Raw genomic sequence first — 19,436 nt, 5'->3', positions numbered from 1 at the left:
CTCAGCAGAAGGAGTACCGCTCAAGCCGTGGCTGGCATCAGCAAGGCCGCGGTCTCGGTCTCGCCGGAGAGACCGGCTGAGGGCGCACCAAGAAAACCGATTGGAGCCGGATCAGCAGGTCCCGTTGTCCACCCAGACGGCCTGGGAGTTGTTGCCGGGGATGTCGCCCTGGGTCCACCACTTGGCCGTCCACTTGTGGCCGCTGTACGAGACGACCGATCCACCGACGTAGGCGGTGGAACTCGACCACGCGCCGGCGCAGCCGGTCGGCGGGGTGGTGGGCGGGGGAGTGACGACCCCGCCGCCCGGGGTGAACGGGGCGAAGAGGTGGGCGAATGCCCACTGCGCCTGGCTGAGTCCGCTGCAGGACGGTGATGCATAGGTCTGGCCGGGGCAGCTGCCGTTGTCGCGGCCGGCGGACCAGAACGACAACTCGGTGATGCCGTGGGCGTTGGCGAAGGACAGCACCGTCTGCGCGTCGTTCAGGCTGAAGATCTCACCCTGGCTGTCATTCTGCCCGATCATCGGCGTGATGCCGACCATCGCCCACAGCTGAGCGGACGTCCTGCCGGTGAAGATGCTCCCGAGCTGGGACACCAGGGCTGTCGCGGCCGACGTCGCGGCGCCCCCCATGTTCGAGTTCGCAGAGCCGTAGTCCATGGTCATCATGTTGACCACGTCCACCCGAGCATTGTTGCTGACCGCGTTGCGCAGCAGGTCGATCCCGGGCTGGGTCAACGCGCTCGGCAGCACCGGCAGCGTGTAGGTGACCTTGAGACTGGGATTGGCCGCCTCGAGGCCGGCGATGGCCTTGTTCCGGCGGTCGACCGAGGCGGTGTCGCTGAGCGCGCCGCCCTCGACGTCGAAGTCCAGATGACTGATCTTGTAGTTGTCGATGATGCGCTGGTACTGCGCCTGCAGGCTGCTGGCGGTGGTGCAGGACTGAGCGGGCTCCGAGCCGTTGGCTCCGCCGACCGAGATGGCGACGTCGCCACCGGCCGCGCGCAGGCTGGCAATGTCGGACTGCAGAAAGCCGGTGTCCAGGGCGGTGTAGCTGCTCCAGCCGGCGTTACAGGTACCACCGGTGTTCAGGATGAAGCCCAGCGTGAAGAACTTGTTACCGGACTGCTGGGCGGCTTGGGTCAGGTTGAACGTCGGGTACAGGCTGATGTCGACGTAGGGGGCGGAGTAGTGGGCCGGCCAGGTCACGGCGGCGTCGGCTGTTCCGGAGTGCGTGAGCACGCCGGCTGTCGCCGCTGCCGCACTCGCCAGGACCGCCACGATTGTCTTGCGAATGCGCATGATTCTCCTCCGGGGGTCAGGCGGGAGCACTCTCGCGGTCGGCTACAGCCGGACCTCTGATTGAGGGTGGCACCGGACAGGGATGACCGTGGGGACGGAGAATGCCGCGCCTGCTCGAAAATGGTGTAGACGAATGTGCAGAGTATTGGTCTAAACCATTCGAAGTGTCAAGGGTTTGCGGTGAAACGTCGGGCGATCTGGCTGGGACGGCTGCCAGGTCTTGCCGACGTCGGTGCTCAGCAGGACCGAGGACTCCGAGCAGTTCCGCTTGCCGCCCGCGCAGGACCGGCTGGTCAACCTTGGGGTCATCCAGGTTCGGTGAGCCATCGAGGTCCACCAGATCCGCGTCGTTGGCCTTGCCGAAGCCCTGCGTGTGTCGGCGGCGGCGGCTACCGTGCGGGTCATGCCCGCAGACCGTCAGCAGCCAGCGCACCGCAGCCCGTGCGAACACTGCGGCGTTGAGATCCTCTGGCTTCCGATGGCCGACGGCAGCGGCTGGTCGGCGTTCGACCCGGCCAGCGTGCCGACGGCTCTGGTACAGCCTGCGGAGACCTATGCCCTGACCCGGCGCGGGGTGGTGCCGCTGGCGGGCCGGCTGCACCCTCCGGAGCAGTGCATCTGCGCGCACCCGTGCCAGGTGCTGGCGGGGGACCCGCTCAGGGCACAGCCGCAGTCTCGGGGCGGGACGTGAGCAGCTGCGTCAGCTCCGTCCAGGAGTCGACCACCGTGGCCACTCCCGCCGCCATGAGGTCATGGACTCGCTGGTCCCGTTCGTCCGCCGGCACGAATTCCACGATGCCGATCGTGACAATGCCGGCGGCGACAGCGGACTGGGCACCGGTGACCGAGTCCTCGATGGCGATGGCCTGACCGGGGGTGGCGCCGACGGCGCGCAAAGCGAACTCGTACACCGCCGGGTGCGGCTTGCTGGTCGGGGTGGGCAGGCTGTCCTCGGCGCTGAAGCGAGTCTCGGGTGCGATGAACTGATCCAGGTCGCTGGCAGTGAAACAGGCCGCCAGCCGGCTGAGCGCACTCGAACTGACGGCGGCGAGCCGGTAGTGCTTCGACACCTCCGCCAGGCCCGACACGACATCGACGACGGGGGACAGCGCAGTACCGAGGTAGTCGCTGACCTCGGCCTTCTCACGCCGCACCCAGGTCTCCAGCTCATCAGGATCGGCCCGCACCCCGACGGCGGCCAGCAGTTCGCCGGCGGTGGTGCGGAAGTTCTTCCCGGTGGTGGTGAGCCGCAGGTGCTCCGGCGAGAAGTCCCCCCGCAGCCCGTACCGATCGGCGAAGTCCTGGGTCACGGTGGCCGACGCGACGAAGGCCGGCTCCTCCGATGGGAACAGCGTTCCGTCCGCGTCGCACAGGACGGTGGTCACCTGGCTCAGGTCCAGCTTGTCGGGGGTGCTCATCCGCGATCGGTTCTCCTGTCTGAGCGGGCAGCTCCGGCGGGCCGCCGATGCGAGATGATCATTGCGAGTGCAGCACGGAGTTCATGGTGCCCTGCACGCCCTGATCATCGATCATCGCCATCAGCCGCTGCACCTCGGCCGCAAACTCCTCGTTCCCGGACAGGCCGTCGAAGATGTCGGTCAGAGCCAGCAGGAGGCGCGGGTCGCCCTCGCTGTCCTCGGCCAGGGCACGCAATTCGTCGCCTCGGGCATCCTTGAACTCGAAGCGTTCGCCGGCCAGGTCGACGCCCCGGACGTAACGCAGCCAGCCCGCTACGACGAGCGTCAGCAGGCCCGACGGACTGCCCTTGGCGCGGGCGTCGAACAGCGAGGGCAGCACGTAGTCGGGCATCTTGGTCGTGCCACGGCCGGCCAACCGGGACAGCTGATCGCCGATGGCGGCGTTGGCTAATCGCGCCAGCAGCGAGGTGCAGTACTCCTCGAGTTCCATGCCCGGCACGTCGGGCGGCAGCAGTGGGGCGACCTCGTCGCGCATCAGCTTCTCGAGAAACGCCGCGATGACCGGGTCGGCCATGGCCTCGTCGCTGCGCTCGTATCCGGCGAGCGAGCCGAGATAGCCGAGCGCGCAGTGGCTGCCGTTCAGCAGCCGACTCTTGATCAACTTGTACGGGGCCACATCGTCGACGAAACGGACGCCGACCTGGTCCAGCGGCGGCCGGCCGTTGCAGAACCGGTCCTCGATCACCCACTGCGCGAAGGGCTCGGTGATCACGGGCCACTGGTCGGCGACGTGAAACTCCTGCTCGATGCGGTCGCGCTCCTCGGGGCTGGTGGACGGCGTGATCCGGTCGACCATGCCGCCCGGAAAGGCAACCTCGGCCTCGATCCAGCTGGTCAGCTCGGGATCACTCGAGCCCGCGCACCCGAGCACCGCTTGCCGTGCCACCTCGCCGCTGTCGGGCAGATTGTCGCAGGACAGCACCGTGAACGGTGCGACACCGGCCTTGCGGCGCTCGTCCAGGGCCTCGACCAGCACCGGAAAGATCGAGTTCTCGGCCGCCTCGGCGCTGTCGGGCACGGTGTAGCCGTCACCGGTGACGGTGAGGGTCACCAGCCGGGTCCGCGGGTCGCGCAACCGCTGGCTGACGGCGTCGCGCTGCTCGCTCAGCAGCAGGTAGTCCACCATCGCCCCGACGACACGGGCGCTGCTCTGTTCGGTGCCGCGTTCCACGACGGTGAACAGGTTGTCTTGAACGCCGAGCACTTCGCCCATCTTGCGGCGGTGCATGCCGATGCCGACGACGCCCCAGTCGGTGATGCCGCGACGGGCCAGCTCATCGAAGTAGACGGCTTGATGAGCGCGGTGAAAGCCACCCACCCCGACGTGCACCACGGCAGGGGCGAGGGCGGATCGGTCATATGCCGGGACCAGCACGGTTTCCGGGTGCTGATGCAGCGTCTCTTCGGTCAGCGGTAACGGCGTCAGGACAGCACTATTCGGCGACTCGGTCATGAAGATCCTTCACAGGGGCGGGCGCACCGCACATCGGTGGGGGCGCCCGGTCGAGCCGGGGCTCTCGGCCACCTAGCTCTTCGTGCGCTGCACGCTCAGCACTGAGCAGAGCATACCGAGTTCTCAGAGAGCGTTCGCCCGAGTGAGATCGTCCTCGAAGTCGACCTCGACCACTCCGAAGGACGAGATGTCCACCGCGCGCACTCTCAGCCCGGCGTCGAGGATGGCGTTCTCGATCCCCTTTTCGAAGTAGTCGGAATCCTCGACCGCCGCAAGATGGCAGACCAGCACCGGACGGTCCGCCGCCGACACGAAGTTGATTCCTACGGCTTCGCCGAGGCCGCCGACGACAGCCTTCGACAGCTCGTTGATGTGGCCCGAGTCGTCCAGGGTGTACTTCACCTCTTCATCGGCCACCCGGTCGGTGTTCACGGCGACGAACGTGCCGCCCTGGACGTGGGTCAGCAGATGATCGAGCAGGCCGGTCACGAATACGACGTCGCCGTTCATCCACAGCACGCCGCCGGGAGCGGCGAGCTGCAGGGCTCGCAGCAGGCTGCGTGCCGTGTTGGTCTCGTCGAAGCGTTCGTTGTAGACGAAGGTGGCCTCACAGCCTGCCGCGTCCATGATCATTTCTTTGCCGAAGCCGACGACCACCGACACCCGCGGCCGGTCGGCGGCCGATTCGGCGAAAGCGGCCCGGATGTGATCCAACTGCTGGCGCAGGATGGTCCGGCCGTCGCGCAGCACCGTGAGCGGCTTGGGGTGCGAGCGCCCCAGCCGCGTTCCCTTTCCGGCGGCGAGGATCACCACCGCGCCGGTAACACCGGCCCTCTGCCCGCCTTCCTGCTGCTCGGTGGTCAGGCCACTCAGATCGACGCCCGAGCGCCCTGGTCGCCAGCTCATGACTGTCCCTCCGATTCGCCTCATAGTCGTTGCAGCACCCGAGCGCCGGCGGAGCCATCCTCCAGCGAGCAGAACCGCTCCTGGAATCCCTGGTACTTAGCCGCGTAACGACGCCGTACGCCGGGCAGGTCCAGCAGCGCCTCGCCGAGCTCCTCCTGGGTGCGCACCAGCGGCCCCGGGGCGATCTCTTCCAGGTCGAAGTAGAAGCCCCGCACCTCGTCGCGGAACGACTCCAGGTCATAGGCGAAGAACAACAATGGCTTACCGGTGATGGCGAAGTCAAACATGGTGGACGAGTAGTCGGTGACCATGGCGTCTGCGGCCAGGTACAGGCCGGCGATATCGGGATGATAAGAGACATCGCGCACCTGTGGGCCGGTCACCGCCTGCAGCCGATCCGTCATCAGGTAATGCACTCTGACCAGCAGGCAGAAGTCATCCCCGAGCTGCTTCATCAGCTGCTCGATCCGCAGCGACAGCTCGATGTCGGGAAGACCTTCGGCGAACACGGCATTGTCGCGCCACGTCGGGGTGTAGAGCACCACCGTGGTGTCGTCGGCCAGGTCGAGGTCGGCTCGCACCCGCCGGCGCAGTGCATCGCGCTCGGGCGAGTTCAACACGTCGTTGCGGGGATAACCGGTTTCGAGAACCTCGCCGGAGAAGTCGAAGGCGCGGCGAAGCGTGTCAGTGCTGGCGTGGTTGGGGGACAGCAGGATGTCCCACCGGTTGACGTCGTGCGCCAGTCGTGCCAGCCGCCCGGCCGGCGCCCAGAGCACGTCGTTGTGGATGCGCTTGAGCGGCGTGCCGTGCCAGGTCTGCAGGTACGTGGCGCCGGAGCGCTTGTTCCACTCCATATCGGTGTGGGTGTTGGCAATGAGTAGATCCGCTGCCTCGAGAGCGGCGACGCACTCGGGCCCGGTAGCCGGGACAGTCTCGACGCCGGCCGGAAAGCCGGCCAGATGTGCTGGGTCGGCCAACCAGGTGTGGACGTCACCCGGCCGTTCGCGCACCCAGGCCTCGTACAGAGCTCGCGGGCTGTCGGAGTAGCGGCCCTCGAAGCTCTGGTACGCGATTCTCATTGCGGCATCGTTGCCGCGTCAATGCCTGAGGCACTAGATGTCGGTGTCATGGCCCCGACGGTACCGGCAGGCCTCCGCAACCGATCCGCTGGCTCAGCCGAATCGATCCGCTGGCTCAGACGGAGGTGAGCATGACCGCCCGGATGCTGGCGATCAGCGCGTCCGGCATCGCGTCGTCGGTCAGGCCGTGCGCGTGCTGGGCGTGCACGGTGCAGATCGCCAGCATCTCCTCCTCGGTGTCGGCCGTGAAACGCGCACCGCAGCCCGGCACCACATCTCCACACGAATACTCCTTCATTGCAAGCTCCTTCGCTCATTTTCCGTACTCGGCCCTATCGGGATATTTCGGATCTCGCCTCGGCCAGCCGGAGCATGAGGCGCTCCGGTCGTACGACGCCCAGGTAGTGGCCGTACGCGTCGCCGCACACCACCGGGTCGAACCGGGTTTCGGACGGTCGGGTCATTGCCCGCGTCGCGACATCGACGACCTCGGCAGTGGCCGATACCCGCAGGCTCACCGGAAGCGCGCGGGGTTCGTCGCCCCCGCGGCCCTCACCGGTCGGGCGGCGGAGCAGGCAGACCGGCCGGTTGTGCCGGTCCACCACGGCCGCGACCTCGAGACCACGGTCGGCCAGGAACAGCGACCGGACGGCGCCCAGATCGTCGTCCCGGACCACGGGGGTCCGCTCGATCAGGCTGGTGATGCGCTCGGTGTGACGGGTGTCCTCGGCCAGCGACCGGATGAGGTCGGCCTGATCGGCCCCGAGCTGTGCCCAGGCCGCCTGGCCCCTGCCGAACAGCCAGCCCTGGCCGAGCGGAACACCCAGCCTGATCAGGGCCGCCAACTCTTCGGGACGCTCGATTCCCTCGCCGAGAATGACGGCGTCCAGGCGACCGGCGTAGGCGCCGAGCAGTTCCGCCACGGCAAGCTTGGCCTCGTCGCGGTCGGCATAGTCCACGAAAGCCCGGTCGAGTTTGACGATATTGGGACGTACCAGGGCCAGTTGCTGTAATCCCGAGTACCCGGACCCGGCGTCGTCGAGGGCGACCGCCGCGCCGGCCGTTCGAAGCTCGTTGAGCAGCGCCAGCAACTGGGCATGATCATCGACCAGGACGTGCTCGGTGAGCTCCAGGACAATCTTGCTCAGATCCCCGATGTCGGCGAACGCCTGCAGCAGTTCGGGCTCGGCGAGCAGGTGCGGGCTGACGTTGACAGTGACGAAGCAGTCGGGCGGCAGGCTGTCGCGGACTGCGCCGACGGCGCGGACCACCTGTGCCTCCAGCGCGGCTCCCAGCCCCAGTCGATCAGCGGCCTGAAACCACGCGTCCGGGCCGAGGTCCGGGCGCTCATCGAAGCGCGCCAGCGCCTCGTAGCCCGACACCACGCCGCGCCGCAGATCGACGATGGGTTGGTAGACGACTCGCGGCCGGCTGGGGTCGGCGAGGACCTTGCTGATGGCGGCAGCCCAGTTATGGTGTGCGGTCGGGTCGGGCGCTTTCGCGGCCCGCGGCACCACGCGATGGCTGACCGCTCTCATCGGAGCATCACCCGGCGACCCCCGTCCGTTGATGATCGTGCGCCGGCACCGGGAACACGTGGGCGTGCCGCAGTGACGGGTTGTCCTCCATCCCATCGGCAAGCTCGGCCGATACTTGATGAGGAATTCCAGTATTCGCCGAGGGTGGCGCAGGACGTGATCGGAGTGCGCCGAGTGGGTAGGCTCGGAGCATTGCCAGCCGCCCGCTGAAGGTGCAGCGACGTCGCGGTGGCGCAGCTTGTACAGGGAGACAAATCGTGCGGATTCCGGCCGATATTTCCGACCTCGCGGGTATGCCCGGGCCCTTTGCGACGGCGTACCTGGACAGTGACCGGGCGAACGAGAACGGCGCGAAAGATGTCGAGCTTCGCTGGCAGTCGCTTCGCGAGGACCTGAGCTCGGCGGGGGCGGACGAAGACACGCTGGCCGCCATGGACGAGGTCGCCGGAAGTCACCTTGACCTTCCCGGGTCCCACGGGCAGCTGATAGTGGGCACTCAGGGCACGGTGGTGCTGGACCGGATACTGGCACGACCGCCGCTCCGGGCGACGGCGCGGTGGTCGCCGCTGCCGCACGTCATGCCGTTCTTCGCCCAGGGCGGTCCGCAGATCGCCCACGTTCTGGTCGTAGCCGACCGAACTGGCGCCGACCTGTCCACCGTGGGGCTCAACGACGCGCTCGCCGCGGTTCCCGGACAGAAACTGACGGTGACCGGCAACGAGCAGCACCCGCTCCACAAAGTGGGCCGTGACCAGTGGAACGAGCGCCAGTTCCAGAACCGGGTGGACAACGCGTGGGCCGCCAACGCCCATGACGTCAGCGCCGAGGTGCTCAAGCAGGTCAACAACGCGCGCGCCCGGCTGGTGATCGTGGCGGGGGAGGAACGGGCCCGCGCGCTGCTACGCCAGAGCCTGCCCGAGGTGCTGGCGCCTGCCGTCGCGGTAGAAGAGGTGACGGCCGGTGGACGGGCTGCAGGTGCGTCGGAAGAGGCCCTGGAAGAAGCGGTGCACGGGGTGCTGCTGCGCCACCTGTGGCGGGAACGCCGCCAGCTCCTGGAGCGCCTGCAGCAGGGAGTCGGGCGCCACGACTACGGCGTGCTCGGGCTGACCGCGGTGCTGGACGCCCTGCGGCGGGCCCAGGTGGACACCCTGGTGCTCTCCGACGATCCGTCGTCCACCGCGATGGCGTGGGTGGGTCCTGAGCCCCTGCAACTCGGCGAAACGGAGGATGAGCTGCGCGCCATGGGTGTTGCCGACCCGCAACGCGACCACCTCGACGCGGCCATCGTCCGGGCTCTGGCCGGAAGCGCCGCCCAGATCCTGGTGACCCCGGACGCGCACGACTACCTGCCGGACGGCCTCGGCGCCGTGCTGCGCTATACCGACGCCAGCACGCCGGCCTGACCGGCGCGCCGGCGGGCGATCACCACCGGTTCGGCTCAGGCCTGGGCGGCCCAGGTCATCATGAACTGGGTATGAGTGGCGATGAAGTCCCGGCCCGTCTCCGCCGCCTCGTCGGCCGAGACGAGCTGGCCCCCGTCCTCGACGAGCATCGCATCGATGACGTCGATGGACTCGGGTTCGCCGACATAGCCCAGTTCGGACGCGGCCACCCGCCCGGTGTGCAGCTCGGACTCGAGCAGCGCCAGATTGCCGGTCGCCCGGACAGCGCCTGAGTAGGTCCAGCGGGGCAGCTCTGTCATCGTTCTCCTCGAGTTGGTGTGGCGGCTGCCAAACCCTAGCGGGTAGCGGTGGGAGCTGCGCACAGCGAGCGCCGGAAAATGGGTAGCGTGTTTTATGGCTGAGCCGACAGTCGATGCTGTGAAACCGAATGGTGATTTCATGCTTTCCACCTCAGCTCGGCGGTACCTGATGTGCCCGCCGACCTTCTTCGATGTCCAGTACGCCATCAACCCGTGGATGCGGCTCGGCGAGCGCGTCGACCCGGCTCGCGCGTGTAAGCAGTGGACTGCCTTGAAAACCACGCTGGAAGCTCTCGGGCACCACGTCGAGGAGATGAGTCCGCAACCCGGGCTGCCCGATCTGGTGTTCGCCGCCAATGGTGGCATCGTCATCGGCGCGAAGGCGATGGCGCCGGCGTTCCGCTTTTCCGAGCGGGCCGCTGAGACGCCCTTCTACGCCGACGCGCTGAAGCAGCGGGGTTACGAACGGGTGGCCGCGCCACACAATCTCAACGAGGGCGAGGGTGACTTTCTTCTTGTGGGGTCGACGATCCTGGCCGGTAGCGGCTTTCGCTCCGACGAACTCGCCGCAGCGGAGGTCGGCGCGTACTTCGGACTGGCGGTGGTGTCCCTGACGCTTGCCGATCCGCGGTTCTACCACCTGGACACCGCGCTGTCGGTGCTGGACTCAAACACCATCGCCTACCTGCCGGAGGCGTTCGACCCTGCGAGCCGGGGCGTGTTGAGGGACCTCTTCCCGAAGGCCATCCTTGCTGAGGACGCGGACGCCCGCAAGCTTGGGTTGAATCTCGTCAGCGACGGCGCCAACGTGGTGATGAGCGCCGAGGCACCGGGCCTGGCACGCGCTGTCGGCGAGCGCGGGTACCAGGTGCATCCCATCGAATTCGATGAGTTCCGCAAGGCCGGCGGCGGGATCAAGTGCTGCGTGCTCAGCCTGCACGACGCCCCCGCCGGCGAGGCCGCATCCTGGGCACACCCGGCCGTGACCGCCTGCTGAGGCGCTGTTTCGCCTTATCCGCGCTGGATGAACGGACGAGGTCGCTGCGGCGGCTCGCCGGTGATGGTCTCGATCAGCTCGGCGGCGATGTCATGCAGCTTTCGGTTGCGGTGCTGCGAGGCCTCCCGAAGCACGCTGAAGGCCTCGGCTGCACCGCATCCCCGCTGGCCCATGACGATGCCCAGCGCCTGATCGATCACCGCACGGGTCGCCAGCGCCTCGCGCAGCTGATCCTCCAACTTCACCTGGTCGGCGTGCCGCAGCACGATGGCCAGTCCGGTGGCCGCCTGCTTGGCGAAGGCCGTGGCGTGGCCGATCTCGCCTGCGGTGAAGTCATGCTGATTACTGGTGTAGATGTTCAGTGCGCCGAGCGTGGCGCCCTGCACGGTCAGCGGTAGTGACAGCGAGCTGCGGACGCCCTGGGTGAGGGCGTGGCTGCGGTAGTCCGGCCACCGCTCATCGGTGGCCAGGTCGGGAACGCTGACGACCACACCGGTGTGCAGCGCCTCCAGGCAGGGGCCCTGACCTCGCCCGTACTGGATCTCGTCCGCCCGAACCGCCAGGTCGCCGCTGTTCGCGATGGTGCTGATCTCGCGGTCGCGCCGCAGCGTCACGCCACACTGGGCGGACGGGCTCACTATGGCCGATGCCAGGTTGACGATCTGCTGCATGAACGTCGCAACGTCCGGGCCGTCGAGCAGCAGGTTCTGGAACTCGCTGTACGCGGCGGGCAGTTGAAGCGCCTCGTCAGAACGGTGCGAATCTGTGGACATCGCTTGTCTTCACTTTCAGTCGGTGCTCTTGGCGCCAAGGCCGCACCACCTCGACAGGAAGCACTCGGAAAAATCCTCAGTTGCTTGCACCGTACGGCACGCTGCCCCCAAATCCTCCGGTGCGACTGCTATCCTGTCCGGCAGGTTTGGATATGAGCCTAGCGGCCTGACGCTGTCACGCACACAGGTCGCATCCACTCCGTACGACGGAGCCTTCCGATGTCCGATTCGACTTTCGAGCCGCTCGCCGCGCGCGATGTCACCCCCGCACATCCCATGCACACCGTGGGCGTTGTGCTGGCCGAACTGGTTCGCAGTGCGGACCCGGTAGTGGTGTTCTCTTCACTGGTCGAGGCCTATTCCGCCGCAGCCTCGGTGTTCTGCGCTGCGGAACTGATCACCAGCGGCAACCGCTCCATGATCAAGAGCGACGCCCCGGCCGACGTGAGGACCACCGACAAGGCGGCCGGCGTCGAGGACCAGCAGGTCTTCTCGCTCTCTCGACGATTGATGACCGGCGATGGCCAGCCACTGATCGAGGGCGACTGGCTGGCGGTCCCGATCGGGGCGACGGAGCCCGAGGTAACAGTCGCGGAACCGGGTGGGGGGACGGTCGGTGCCTTCATCTGCCGGGTGGATGGTTCCTTCGCGGCCGAGGACCATGCCGAGATCGCGCGGCTACTGGTGGCCGCGGCAACCGCGTTGTTGCGTAGTGAGCAGCGTGCGGTCAAGGCAGAGCAGGATGTGGAAAACCTGCAGATAGCGCTGCGGAGCAACCGCGATATCGGCACCGCCATGGGCATCCTGATGAGCGTTCACCTGATCACGCAGGACGAGGCCTTCGATGTGCTGCGCCGGGCCAGCCAGCACGGCCATCGCAAGCTCCGCGACGTCGCGGCTGACGTCATCTTCACCGGGGCCCTCGAGCTGCTGCCGCCGCGGCAGGCGCCGGGCGGAACGCCGGTAACGCGGCCTCGGTCAGCCTCGTACTGACAGCGTCTCCCACCTCAGGTCGCGGTCGTCGCCGTGGCGCTCCAGTAGCTGACCGGGTACGCCTGTCCCTCGTCCAGAAAGTGTTCGTTCATCGCCTGGGCGATGACGTCATGGGAGTGTTCGTCGGGATTGAGCATGCCGAGGACGTAGGCCTCGACCTCCAACTGTCCGGCGGTGCCACCGACCGATACCTGCAGCAGCCAGAGAGCTTCAAAGGTCAGCCGGGACAGTGCCATCCCCTCGGCCAGACCCAGTCCTGAGGGAAGCGTCACGATGTGTGTCCTCCTGTCGGACCAGTGGTAGCGCGCAAGATCGAGCAGGCGTCGCTGCGGCAGGCGGCGCACACCATTGTTGCGCACTGTCGCACGTGCGGCGCGCCGAAACTGGTGCTATTCGGTTCGACCCCGTTTACTTGTCACGGCAAATCGGTCTGCGTACAGTCCGAAGGGCTGGGAATGCAGCAGAAACCTTTCCCGCCCGCAGCGGGTGAAGCGGCATGATGCCATGTTCTCCAATCCAGAGATCCCAGGAACCCGTACCGCGCTGCCGTCCGTCGACCGGCGCGCTCACCTACGGCCGCGGGATCGCTGCTGGTGGACAGGCCACCACTGGACCTATCGCAGAAGCACCGAGCGGGTGATCATCGAGTTCCGTCAATGCAATCGTTGCAGCGAGGTCGAAGTCGCGGTACGCCGTGGCTTGTGATCGGCCGCCATAGCTCTAGACTGAAGCACGCGCGCTGGGCATGCAGCGTTTCCGCTTCGCCCCTGATCGAGATCCTTTCCGCCACCCGGGCTCCGCGCAGGCGTTGCCATTCGAACGGGCGTAGACCGCCACCGGAGTGTTGATGACCGACCTCGATGAGCTGACCACCCTGGAGCCCAGGCCGATCCTGACCAGGCAGTACCCGGCTCAGCCGCCCTCGCGTGGCTCGCTGTTCCTGGCGCTGCTGCGCACGACGGACCACAAGGTCATCGGCCGGATGTACATGGTCACGTCGTTCGGTTACTTCATGATCGGCGGTCTTCTCGCGCTGCTCATGCGCGCGGAGTTGGCGAGACCCGGCATGCAATTCCTGTCGCCGGAGCAGTACAACCAGCTGTTCACGATGCACGGCACAATCATGCTGCTGCTCTTCGCGACGCCGCTGGTGTTCGCGTTCGCGAACCTGGTGCTGCCGCTGCAGATCGGCGCTCCGGACGTCGCCTTCCCCCGGCTGAACGCCTTCTCGTACTGGTTGTATCTGTTCGGCGCCGCCGTCGTCATGAGCAGCTTCCTGACGCCGCAGGGCGCCCCGGACTTCGGTTGGACCGCCTACACGCCACTGAGCAACCAGTTGCACACCCCGTCACCAGGCGCCGACCTATGGATCATCGGGCTGGCGATCTCCGGCCTGGGAACGATCCTCGGTGGCGTGAACATGATTACCACCGTGCTGTGCATGCGCGCGCCGGGAATGACCATGTTCCGGATGCCGATCTTCACCTGGAACATCCTGGCGACCTCGCTGCTGATCCTGCTCGCCTTCCCCATCCTCACCGCGGCGCTGCTGGTGCTGTGGGTCGACCGGAATCTGCATGCCCAGGTCTACGAGGCGTCCAACGGCGGCCCGGTGCTCTGGCAGCACCTGTTCTGGTTCTTCGGGCACCCCGAGGTTTACATCGTCGCACTGCCGTTCTTCGGCATCGTCACCGAGGTGATTCCGGTGTTCAGCCGCAAGCCGCTGTTCGGCTACAAGGGCATGGTGTTCGCGACGTTCACCATTACCGGCCTGTCACTGACCGTCTGGGCTCATCATATGTTCGCCACAGGCTCGGTGCTGTTGCCCTTCTTCTCGGTGATGACCTATCTGATCGCGGTGCCCACCGGGCTGAAGTTCTTCAACTGGATCGGCACCATGTGGCGCGGCAGCATCACCTTCGAGACTTCGATGCTGTTCTCGCTGGGCTTTCTCGTGACCTTTCTGCTCGGTGGGCTCACCGGCGTCATCCTCGCGTCGCCGCCGCTGGACTTCCACGTCACCGACAGCTATTACGTGGTGGCTCACTTCCACTATGTGCTCTTCGGCACCATCGTCTTCGCCGCCTTCTCCGGGATCTACTTCTGGTTCCCGAAGTTCACCGGCCGGTACCTCGACGAGCGGCTGGGCAAACTGCACTTCTGGCTGACGTTCATCGGTTTCCACGCGACGTTCCTCATCCAGCACTGGCTTGGTGCCAGGGGGATGGCCCGTCGCTACGCCGACTACCTGCCCAGTGACGGCTTCACCACTCTCAACACGATCTCCACGATCGGCTCGTTCATCCTCGGCGCGTCAATGCTGCCGTTCCTCTACAACGTCTACAAGTCCTACCGCTTCGGCGAGATCGCCACCCAGGACGACCCCTGGGGCCACGGCAACTCCCTGGAGTGGGCGACGTCCTGCCCTCCACCGCGGCACAACTTCACCTCGATGCCCCGGATCCGCTCGGAGCGTCCCGCGTTCGAGGCGCACTACCCGCACCTGATCCCGCGGCTGGAACGCGAGGCGCACGCCGACAAGCGGGCTCACGCCGTGCACGGTCTGGCCAACGCGGCTGTCGGCGGGGAGGGCGAGCGACGGAGCAGCCGGGACACCGATCCCGGTGAGTGAGCCGGCCGGCGCGTTCTGTCATAGCGAACGAACGACAATCCTGGGACTTGCCGTGACGCAACCAGCTCAACCGACCCGTGCCGAGTTGCCCTTGGCCGTTTGAGAGCGCGGTAGCTTGAGAGGCAGTGCGCGCCGAGCAGCGGAGCTGCGGACTGACGTTCTTCCAGCCTCGAAGGAATCCCTTGAAGCTCAACGTCATTCTTCGTGTCGCGCTGATCCCATGTGCGGTGTCCCTCACCCTGGTGCTGGCCGGTTGCCAGGTATCGCGGCAGGCCGGCCCGGGATCCGACGCGCAATGGGGTTCGGCCACCGGGTCAAGCTCGGCTTCGGGCTCCTCGTCCGCGGACCAGGCTCCGGATGCGGTCATTCCTGTCGTCAACGACAGCCACTCCGACTTCGACCGCGTGGTCAAGAACGCCATCGCCGACGTACAGGCGTTCTGGCGTACGACCTATCCGGAGGTGTCGGGCGGCAAGCCCTATCCGGAACTGAGTGGGGGCGTCTACTCCGTCGACGGCACGCACCTCACCGCGGCCGTCCGGGGCAACGCGTGCCTGCGCCAGGACCCGTCCGGCGCGTTCCAACAACGCCTTTTACTGCCAGGCCGACGATTCCATCGTCTACGACCGCAATCCCCAGCACCTGGTGGCGCAGTTGGGGGCCAAGTACGGGGAGTTCATGATTGCCGCGGTGATCGCACACGAGTGGGGGCACGCGATCCAGCAGCGTCTCGGCGTGTTCGAGTCCTCGCCGAACCGGGCGACCATCTACACCGAGACGCAGGCAGACTGCGCGTCCGGGGCGTTCATCGCCACCGCGCAGAAACACCAGGCGCCGCACTTTGCGATCACCAACCAGCAGTTGGAGAACACCTTGCTGGGTTACCTGCAGGTACGTGACCCACCGCCACTCAGCGTGCAGCAGATCTCGCACGGCAATGGCTTCGACAGGTTGTCCGCGATGGCCGACGGCATCAGCAACGGTGCCAGCTTCTGCTACGCGAGAAGTTCTTCTCGCGCAGTTTCACCGAGCGACCCTTCACCTCCGACGTCGACTACGAGCAGCGCGGCAACCTGCCGTACGCCGAGATGATCGATCCGACGCCCACCACACCGGACGGCAGCAGCCTGCAGATCCAACTCAACTCGTTCTGGAGTGCCGCGGCGCAGTCGATCAGGAAGCCCTGGCAGAACGTCAGCACCAGGGAAACCGATCACCCGCGGTGCGATTCCACCAACATCACCGAGTTCAACTACTGCCCGTCCGGCAATTACGTGTACTTCAGCGATCAGGAAGCGCGCCAGGCCTACAACAGCCTGCCGGACAAGCAGCAAAATCCGCAGACAGGACAGTTGACCCTGATCGACAATGCCCCGGCCGACTACTCGCTCGGCATGCTGTTCGTGTACGGCTGGGCGATGGCCGTGCGGTCGCAGCTCTTCCACGCCAGCACCCAGGACCGCGACGCGATCCTGGCGGCCAGCTGCTACAGCGGGGCGTTCACGGCCTCGATCAACACCGACGATCCGAGCCAGGGCTTCGCGCTGTCACCGCCGGACATGGACGAGGCCACCGCCGCGGTGATCCGGGTGGTTCCGGAGCCCCAGGCATACGGAGCTCACGGAACCACCGCCCTCGACCGAATCCAGTCGTTCACGAAGGGGTACTTCGGCGGTCTGCCATCTTGCTGATGTCTTTGCAAAGACAGCCTGACGCTCTTTACGAGGCAGGCTGTGCTTTACACCGGGCGTGTGCCGTCCGAACGGTGCTGACCCGGACGTAGTCGAAGGTGCTGGTGAATCCGGTTCCACCCATCGAGATCAGGCCGATCCTGGTGTGGTTGGTCGCGGCCTGGGTCCAGGTCCCGCCCTTGTCCCAGCGCTTGCCGTCCAGGCTGGTGAACGCGGTGTAGCGCTGTCCGTGCCGGACGACCCGCAGGTAGGTGCTGTTCCCGACCGGGCCGACGACGGCGTTTCCGTAGCTGGGGTAACCGGCCGGAACGGGTTGGACGTTCTTGCCCCACTCGGTCTGGCGGGTGTTCCAGATCGACACCGACGCCAGCTTCAGGTAGTTGCCGTCGTCGTTGTAGATCACCAGACCGCCCTGGACGTAGTTGTGGCAGCAGCCCTCGGCGGGAACGCTGACGCTGACCCTGGTCTCTACGACGTAGTCCCCGGTCGGCGCCGGCTCGGTGAGCACCGAGGCGAGGTCGGTCGCCGGCGGGTGCAGGTCACCGGACTGGGTGTTCCAGCGAAGCTTGCCTCCGCTCACCGAGTACGTGCCGGCGGCGGGCTGGCGGACCCAGGACCACCGCGAGGACAGCGTCGTGCCGCTGAAGGTGTCCGACAGGCTCCGGTACGTCCGGGCCGGCCGCGGGTAGGACAGGAAGTGCGGGCGGTAGGCGGTGCGCTCGCCCGGCTGTGCGGCCGGGCCGGGCTGCGGGGTGTCCGACGGGCCGCGGCCACCGCGCACCGTGGGCCAGCCGTGCTCCCAGTCCAGCGGGTCGATCAGCGCCGGCCGCTTGGTGTAGCCGACGTCGCCGGCGTAGTACGGGTCGGTGCGGTCGACGGCGTGGTAGACGATCCAGTCCTGGCCGGCGAAGTCGGTGATGACCGTGTCGTGACCGGCACCGACCCAGCGGTTGCCGTTCTGGGTGAGCACCGGAGTGCCGCCGACCCGGCCGGCGAGCAGCGAAACCCCGTCCCGGTCGACGAACGGGCCCAGCGGGCTGCGGGACCGGCCGGCGAACACGGAGTACCCGGTCAGCGGGCCGGCACAGCAGTTCGTGGCCGAGGCGAGCAGGTAGTACCAGCCGCCGTGCCGAACGATGTCGGTGCCCTCGTACCGGTTGTCGATGGTGATCTGGGTCTGGCTCGCCGCGTCGGACGACAGCCCGTCAGCCGACAGCGTGCGGGCGGCGATGCCACCGAAGTAGCTGCCGAAGTAGAGGTAGGTACGGCCACCGGCCGTGATCACCTCGGGGTCGAACTCCCAGCGGCGGCTGCCCGCGGGTCCCTGCGGCTCGACGACCGGCTTTCCGGTGTCCGTCCAGGGGCCGGTGGGGCTGGCACTGGTCGCGACACCGACGGCCGAGCCACCACCCGGCAGCGAGGTGTCCGACGCGGCGTAATACATCAGGTAGTGGCCGTTGCGGTACACCACGTCGGGCGCCCACAGGTTGCCGGTCGCGGCAATCCAGGACGGCTTCGTCGGAAAGGCGTCGCCCCGGTACGTCCAGTGCGTGAGGTCCAGCGAGCTGAACGTCGGCAGGTTGTGGATCAGCGGCTTGCCGTCCGGGCCGAGTTCGGTGGCCGTCAGCGCATCGGACGTGCAGTACAGGTACCAGTGCCGGTCACCACGGGTGGCACCGTGCGTGACGAACGGATCGGCGCAGCTCTCGGCGCTCTGGCCGGAGGGAAGCTTCAGGGACAAGGGATTGGTGTAGCTACCGGCGACCCGCTGATGACCGGAGCCGTTCGCCGTACGGGGTGCGCTCGCCTGTGAGGGGCTTGCGGTCACCACCGTGGCGGTGGCTGTCATCAGCGCGAGCGCCGGTAGCAGGAACCTTCTGGACCAATGCACGGCAACCTCCGGACACGTTGGAACTGGGGGGGGACCAAGACATCCTGGGGCCTGTTTCCAACGTTGTAAAGAGCCGTGCCGATATGCGTATTTGTACGAAGAGCGTTAGTCAGCCTCTCCCATGACCAGGCCCTCGATGGTGTGCTTCTGGGTGATCGGGGTGAGCGCCTCGACGATGGGACAGCGCAGGTGATCCCGTACCGCCTGCGGCAGCGACTCCCAGTAGCCCTCCGTCACCGCCAGGTCGTGATGCTCGGCATTGCCGGCGCCCGGCGCGTCCACGCCCAGCACCAGCACCGGCCGCGGCTTCGGAGAGTGATTCTTGGTGCCGCGGTGGATGGTCAGCGCCGACCGGATCGAGATGTCGCCTATCTTGGGGTACTTGCGCTGTGCCCGCTCCTCGTAGCGTGGGTAGTCGAATTTCGCCGGGAACATCTCGTGCTCGAAGGTGTCCCCGAGGTCGAACTGGGTGCCCGGCGCGATCTCGAACGGCCCCATGTCCTCTTCGGTGTCCACCGTGGTGACATTGACGGCCAGCGAGGTCAGCCGGTGGTTGTCCCGGGTCTCGGCCGGCATCGGGAAGTCGCGGTGCCACGGCTGGTTGACCGCGCCGGCCAGCGGAACGTCGAAGCCCACCTCGACGATCTCGTACTCGGGCCCGAGCACGGAGTTGCAGACCGCGGTGATCCACGGGTGGTTCGCCAGGTCGACGAAGCCGCGGAGCTGTTCGGGATGGATCTCGACGTAGTAACGGTGCGGGCCGCGCCCGACAGCGCCGTTCGGCCGGCTCCGCGCCTCGCGGAACGCGACGTCGACGTCCTCGGCGAGCGCGCCTACCCACTTCCGGTCGAAGGCGCCGGGAAGGCCGATGATGCCGTCGCTGTACAACCGCTGAACCAGCTCCTCGGTTCGCCCCTGATCCAGCGCGCCGGGGCCGGTAGGGGCGGTCGTGTTGCTCATGTGACTCTCCTCGGTTGCTGCTCGATGACGGCTCGCACCGC

At 67.0% G+C, this 19,436-nt stretch carries 19 protein-coding genes; 7 read left to right on the top strand and 12 right to left on the bottom strand.

What is annotated here, in order from left to right; genetic code table 11:
• Positions 1–111: 111 nt before the first annotated feature.
• Positions 112–1,302 carry a chitinase gene (locus RM423_RS04475; RefSeq protein WP_311421799.1) on the bottom strand — a complete coding sequence of 397 codons (1,191 nt, stop codon included), beginning with the start codon at positions 1,300–1,302 and terminating at the stop codon, positions 112–114.
• Positions 1,303–1,705: 403 nt separating this feature from the next.
• Here RM423_RS04475 and RM423_RS04470 point away from each other — a divergent pair, with 403 nt between their 5' ends.
• Positions 1,706–1,993, top strand: a complete 288-nt coding sequence (locus RM423_RS04470; RefSeq protein WP_311421798.1) for a hypothetical protein — start codon at positions 1,706–1,708, stop codon at positions 1,991–1,993.
• Here the strand turns inward: RM423_RS04470 and RM423_RS04465 are convergent.
• From RM423_RS04465 to RM423_RS04440, 6 genes are all read right to left on the bottom strand, one after another.
• The gene (locus RM423_RS04465; RefSeq protein WP_311421797.1) at positions 1,959–2,720 is read right to left on the bottom strand and encodes an HAD family hydrolase; all 762 of its coding nucleotides are present in this window, start codon (positions 2,718–2,720) and stop codon (positions 1,959–1,961) included. The genes RM423_RS04470 and RM423_RS04465 overlap by 35 nt on opposite strands.
• A 58-nt stretch (positions 2,721–2,778) precedes the next feature.
• Positions 2,779–4,233 (bottom strand): mannitol dehydrogenase family protein, encoded by a 1,455-nt coding sequence (locus RM423_RS04460; RefSeq protein WP_311421796.1) that lies wholly within the window; start codon positions 4,231–4,233, stop codon positions 2,779–2,781.
• Between the two features lie 123 nt (positions 4,234–4,356).
• Complete coding sequence (locus tag RM423_RS04455; protein ID WP_311421795.1) at positions 4,357–5,139, bottom strand: phosphocholine cytidylyltransferase family protein; 783 nt, start codon at positions 5,137–5,139, stop codon at positions 4,357–4,359.
• Between the two features lie 20 nt (positions 5,140–5,159).
• Positions 5,160–6,218: a CDP-glycerol glycerophosphotransferase family protein gene (locus tag RM423_RS04450; RefSeq protein WP_311421794.1), complete on the bottom strand. Its 1,059-nt coding sequence runs from the start codon at positions 6,216–6,218 to the stop codon at positions 5,160–5,162.
• Between the two features lie 115 nt (positions 6,219–6,333).
• Positions 6,334–6,516, bottom strand: a complete 183-nt coding sequence (locus RM423_RS04445) for a DUF1059 domain-containing protein (RefSeq protein ID WP_311421793.1) — start codon at positions 6,514–6,516, stop codon at positions 6,334–6,336.
• Between the two features lie 34 nt (positions 6,517–6,550).
• Positions 6,551–7,756 (bottom strand): EAL domain-containing protein, encoded by a 1,206-nt coding sequence (locus RM423_RS04440; RefSeq protein ID WP_311421792.1) that lies wholly within the window; start codon positions 7,754–7,756, stop codon positions 6,551–6,553.
• Between the two features lie 257 nt (positions 7,757–8,013).
• Here RM423_RS04440 and RM423_RS04435 point away from each other — a divergent pair, with 257 nt between their 5' ends.
• On the top strand, positions 8,014–9,159 hold the full coding sequence (locus tag RM423_RS04435) for a baeRF2 domain-containing protein (RefSeq protein WP_311421791.1): 1,146 nt from the start codon (positions 8,014–8,016) through the stop codon (positions 9,157–9,159).
• Between the two features lie 35 nt (positions 9,160–9,194).
• Here the strand turns inward: RM423_RS04435 and RM423_RS04430 are convergent, their stop codons facing one another.
• Positions 9,195–9,458, bottom strand: a complete 264-nt coding sequence (locus RM423_RS04430; protein ID WP_311421790.1) for a hypothetical protein — start codon at positions 9,456–9,458, stop codon at positions 9,195–9,197.
• Positions 9,459–9,597: 139 nt separating this feature from the next.
• Here RM423_RS04430 and ddaH point away from each other — a divergent pair, with 139 nt between their 5' ends.
• A complete protein-coding gene (gene ddaH, locus RM423_RS04425) occupies positions 9,598–10,455 on the top strand; it encodes a dimethylargininase (RefSeq protein ID WP_311421789.1) in 858 nt (285 codons plus the stop codon).
• Positions 10,456–10,469: 14 nt separating this feature from the next.
• On the opposite strand, the gene RM423_RS04420 is transcribed toward ddaH, so the two are convergent.
• Positions 10,470–11,228 carry a GAF and ANTAR domain-containing protein gene (locus tag RM423_RS04420; RefSeq protein WP_311421788.1) on the bottom strand — a complete coding sequence of 253 codons (759 nt, stop codon included), beginning with the start codon at positions 11,226–11,228 and terminating at the stop codon, positions 10,470–10,472.
• Between the two features lie 219 nt (positions 11,229–11,447).
• Between RM423_RS04420 and RM423_RS04415 the strand changes: the two genes are divergently transcribed.
• Positions 11,448–12,221 carry an ANTAR domain-containing protein gene (locus RM423_RS04415; protein WP_311421787.1) on the top strand — a complete coding sequence of 258 codons (774 nt, stop codon included), beginning with the start codon at positions 11,448–11,450 and terminating at the stop codon, positions 12,219–12,221.
• Between the two features lie 14 nt (positions 12,222–12,235).
• Here the strand turns inward: RM423_RS04415 and RM423_RS04410 are convergent, their stop codons facing one another.
• On the bottom strand, positions 12,236–12,493 hold the full coding sequence (locus tag RM423_RS04410) for a hypothetical protein (protein ID WP_311421786.1): 258 nt from the start codon (positions 12,491–12,493) through the stop codon (positions 12,236–12,238).
• Between the two features lie 575 nt (positions 12,494–13,068).
• Between RM423_RS04410 and ctaD the strand changes: the two genes are divergently transcribed.
• The 3 genes from ctaD (at position 13,069) to RM423_RS04395 (ending at position 16,544) form a co-directional block, all read left to right on the top strand.
• Positions 13,069–14,853 carry an aa3-type cytochrome oxidase subunit I gene (gene ctaD, locus RM423_RS04405; RefSeq protein WP_311421785.1) on the top strand — a complete coding sequence of 595 codons (1,785 nt, stop codon included), beginning with the start codon at positions 13,069–13,071 and terminating at the stop codon, positions 14,851–14,853.
• 492 nt (positions 14,854–15,345) lie between these two features.
• Positions 15,346–15,945: a neutral zinc metallopeptidase gene (locus RM423_RS04400; RefSeq protein WP_311421784.1), complete on the top strand. Its 600-nt coding sequence runs from the start codon at positions 15,346–15,348 to the stop codon at positions 15,943–15,945.
• Positions 15,942–16,544, top strand: coding sequence for a hypothetical protein (locus RM423_RS04395; RefSeq protein ID WP_311421783.1), 603 nt, complete (start codon positions 15,942–15,944; stop codon positions 16,542–16,544). Before RM423_RS04400 ends, RM423_RS04395 begins: the two co-directional genes overlap by 4 nt.
• A 28-nt stretch (positions 16,545–16,572) precedes the next feature.
• Here the strand turns inward: RM423_RS04395 and RM423_RS04390 are convergent, their stop codons facing one another.
• On the bottom strand, positions 16,573–18,393 hold the full coding sequence (locus RM423_RS04390; protein WP_311421782.1) for a family 43 glycosylhydrolase: 1,821 nt from the start codon (positions 18,391–18,393) through the stop codon (positions 16,573–16,575).
• 147 nt (positions 18,394–18,540) lie between these two features.
• Positions 18,541–19,395: a phytanoyl-CoA dioxygenase family protein gene (locus tag RM423_RS04385; protein ID WP_311421781.1), complete on the bottom strand. Its 855-nt coding sequence runs from the start codon at positions 19,393–19,395 to the stop codon at positions 18,541–18,543.
• Positions 19,396–19,436 lie beyond the last annotated feature (41 nt).

The organism is Jatrophihabitans lederbergiae (assembly GCF_031845305.1).
Lineage (GTDB): Bacteria > Actinomycetota > Actinomycetes > Mycobacteriales > Jatrophihabitantaceae > Jatrophihabitans_A > Jatrophihabitans_A lederbergiae.
This window is presented reverse-complemented; position numbering and strand designations above follow the sequence as displayed.

Excerpts from the sequence above, each read along its gene's own strand:
- RM423_RS04470 (WP_311421798.1), top strand. The coding sequence starts at position 1,706 with ATGCCCGCAGACCGTCAGCAGCCAGCGCACCGCAGCCCGTGCGAACAC.
- RM423_RS04420 (WP_311421788.1), bottom strand. The coding sequence starts at position 11,228 with ATGTCCACAGATTCGCACCGTTCTGACGAGGCGCTTCAACTGCCCGCC.
- RM423_RS04395 (WP_311421783.1), top strand. The coding sequence starts at position 15,942 with ATGATCGATCCGACGCCCACCACACCGGACGGCAGCAGCCTGCAGATC.
- RM423_RS04475 (WP_311421799.1), bottom strand. The coding sequence starts at position 1,302 with ATGCGCATTCGCAAGACAATCGTGGCGGTCCTGGCGAGTGCGGCAGCG.
- RM423_RS04430 (WP_311421790.1), bottom strand. The coding sequence starts at position 9,458 with ATGACAGAGCTGCCCCGCTGGACCTACTCAGGCGCTGTCCGGGCGACC.
- RM423_RS04440 (WP_311421792.1), bottom strand. The coding sequence starts at position 7,756 with ATGAGAGCGGTCAGCCATCGCGTGGTGCCGCGGGCCGCGAAAGCGCCC.
- RM423_RS04390 (WP_311421782.1), bottom strand. The coding sequence starts at position 18,393 with ATGACAGCCACCGCCACGGTGGTGACCGCAAGCCCCTCACAGGCGAGC.
- RM423_RS04455 (WP_311421795.1), bottom strand. The coding sequence starts at position 5,139 with ATGAGCTGGCGACCAGGGCGCTCGGGCGTCGATCTGAGTGGCCTGACC.
- ctaD (WP_311421785.1), top strand. The coding sequence starts at position 13,069 with ATGACCGACCTCGATGAGCTGACCACCCTGGAGCCCAGGCCGATCCTG.
- RM423_RS04460 (WP_311421796.1), bottom strand. The coding sequence starts at position 4,233 with ATGACCGAGTCGCCGAATAGTGCTGTCCTGACGCCGTTACCGCTGACC.
- RM423_RS04445 (WP_311421793.1), bottom strand. The coding sequence starts at position 6,516 with ATGAAGGAGTATTCGTGTGGAGATGTGGTGCCGGGCTGCGGTGCGCGT.
- RM423_RS04415 (WP_311421787.1), top strand. The coding sequence starts at position 11,448 with ATGTCCGATTCGACTTTCGAGCCGCTCGCCGCGCGCGATGTCACCCCC.
- RM423_RS04385 (WP_311421781.1), bottom strand. The coding sequence starts at position 19,395 with ATGAGCAACACGACCGCCCCTACCGGCCCCGGCGCGCTGGATCAGGGG.
- ddaH (WP_311421789.1), top strand. The coding sequence starts at position 9,598 with ATGCTTTCCACCTCAGCTCGGCGGTACCTGATGTGCCCGCCGACCTTC.
- RM423_RS04465 (WP_311421797.1), bottom strand. The coding sequence starts at position 2,720 with ATGAGCACCCCCGACAAGCTGGACCTGAGCCAGGTGACCACCGTCCTG.
- RM423_RS04450 (WP_311421794.1), bottom strand. The coding sequence starts at position 6,218 with ATGAGAATCGCGTACCAGAGCTTCGAGGGCCGCTACTCCGACAGCCCG.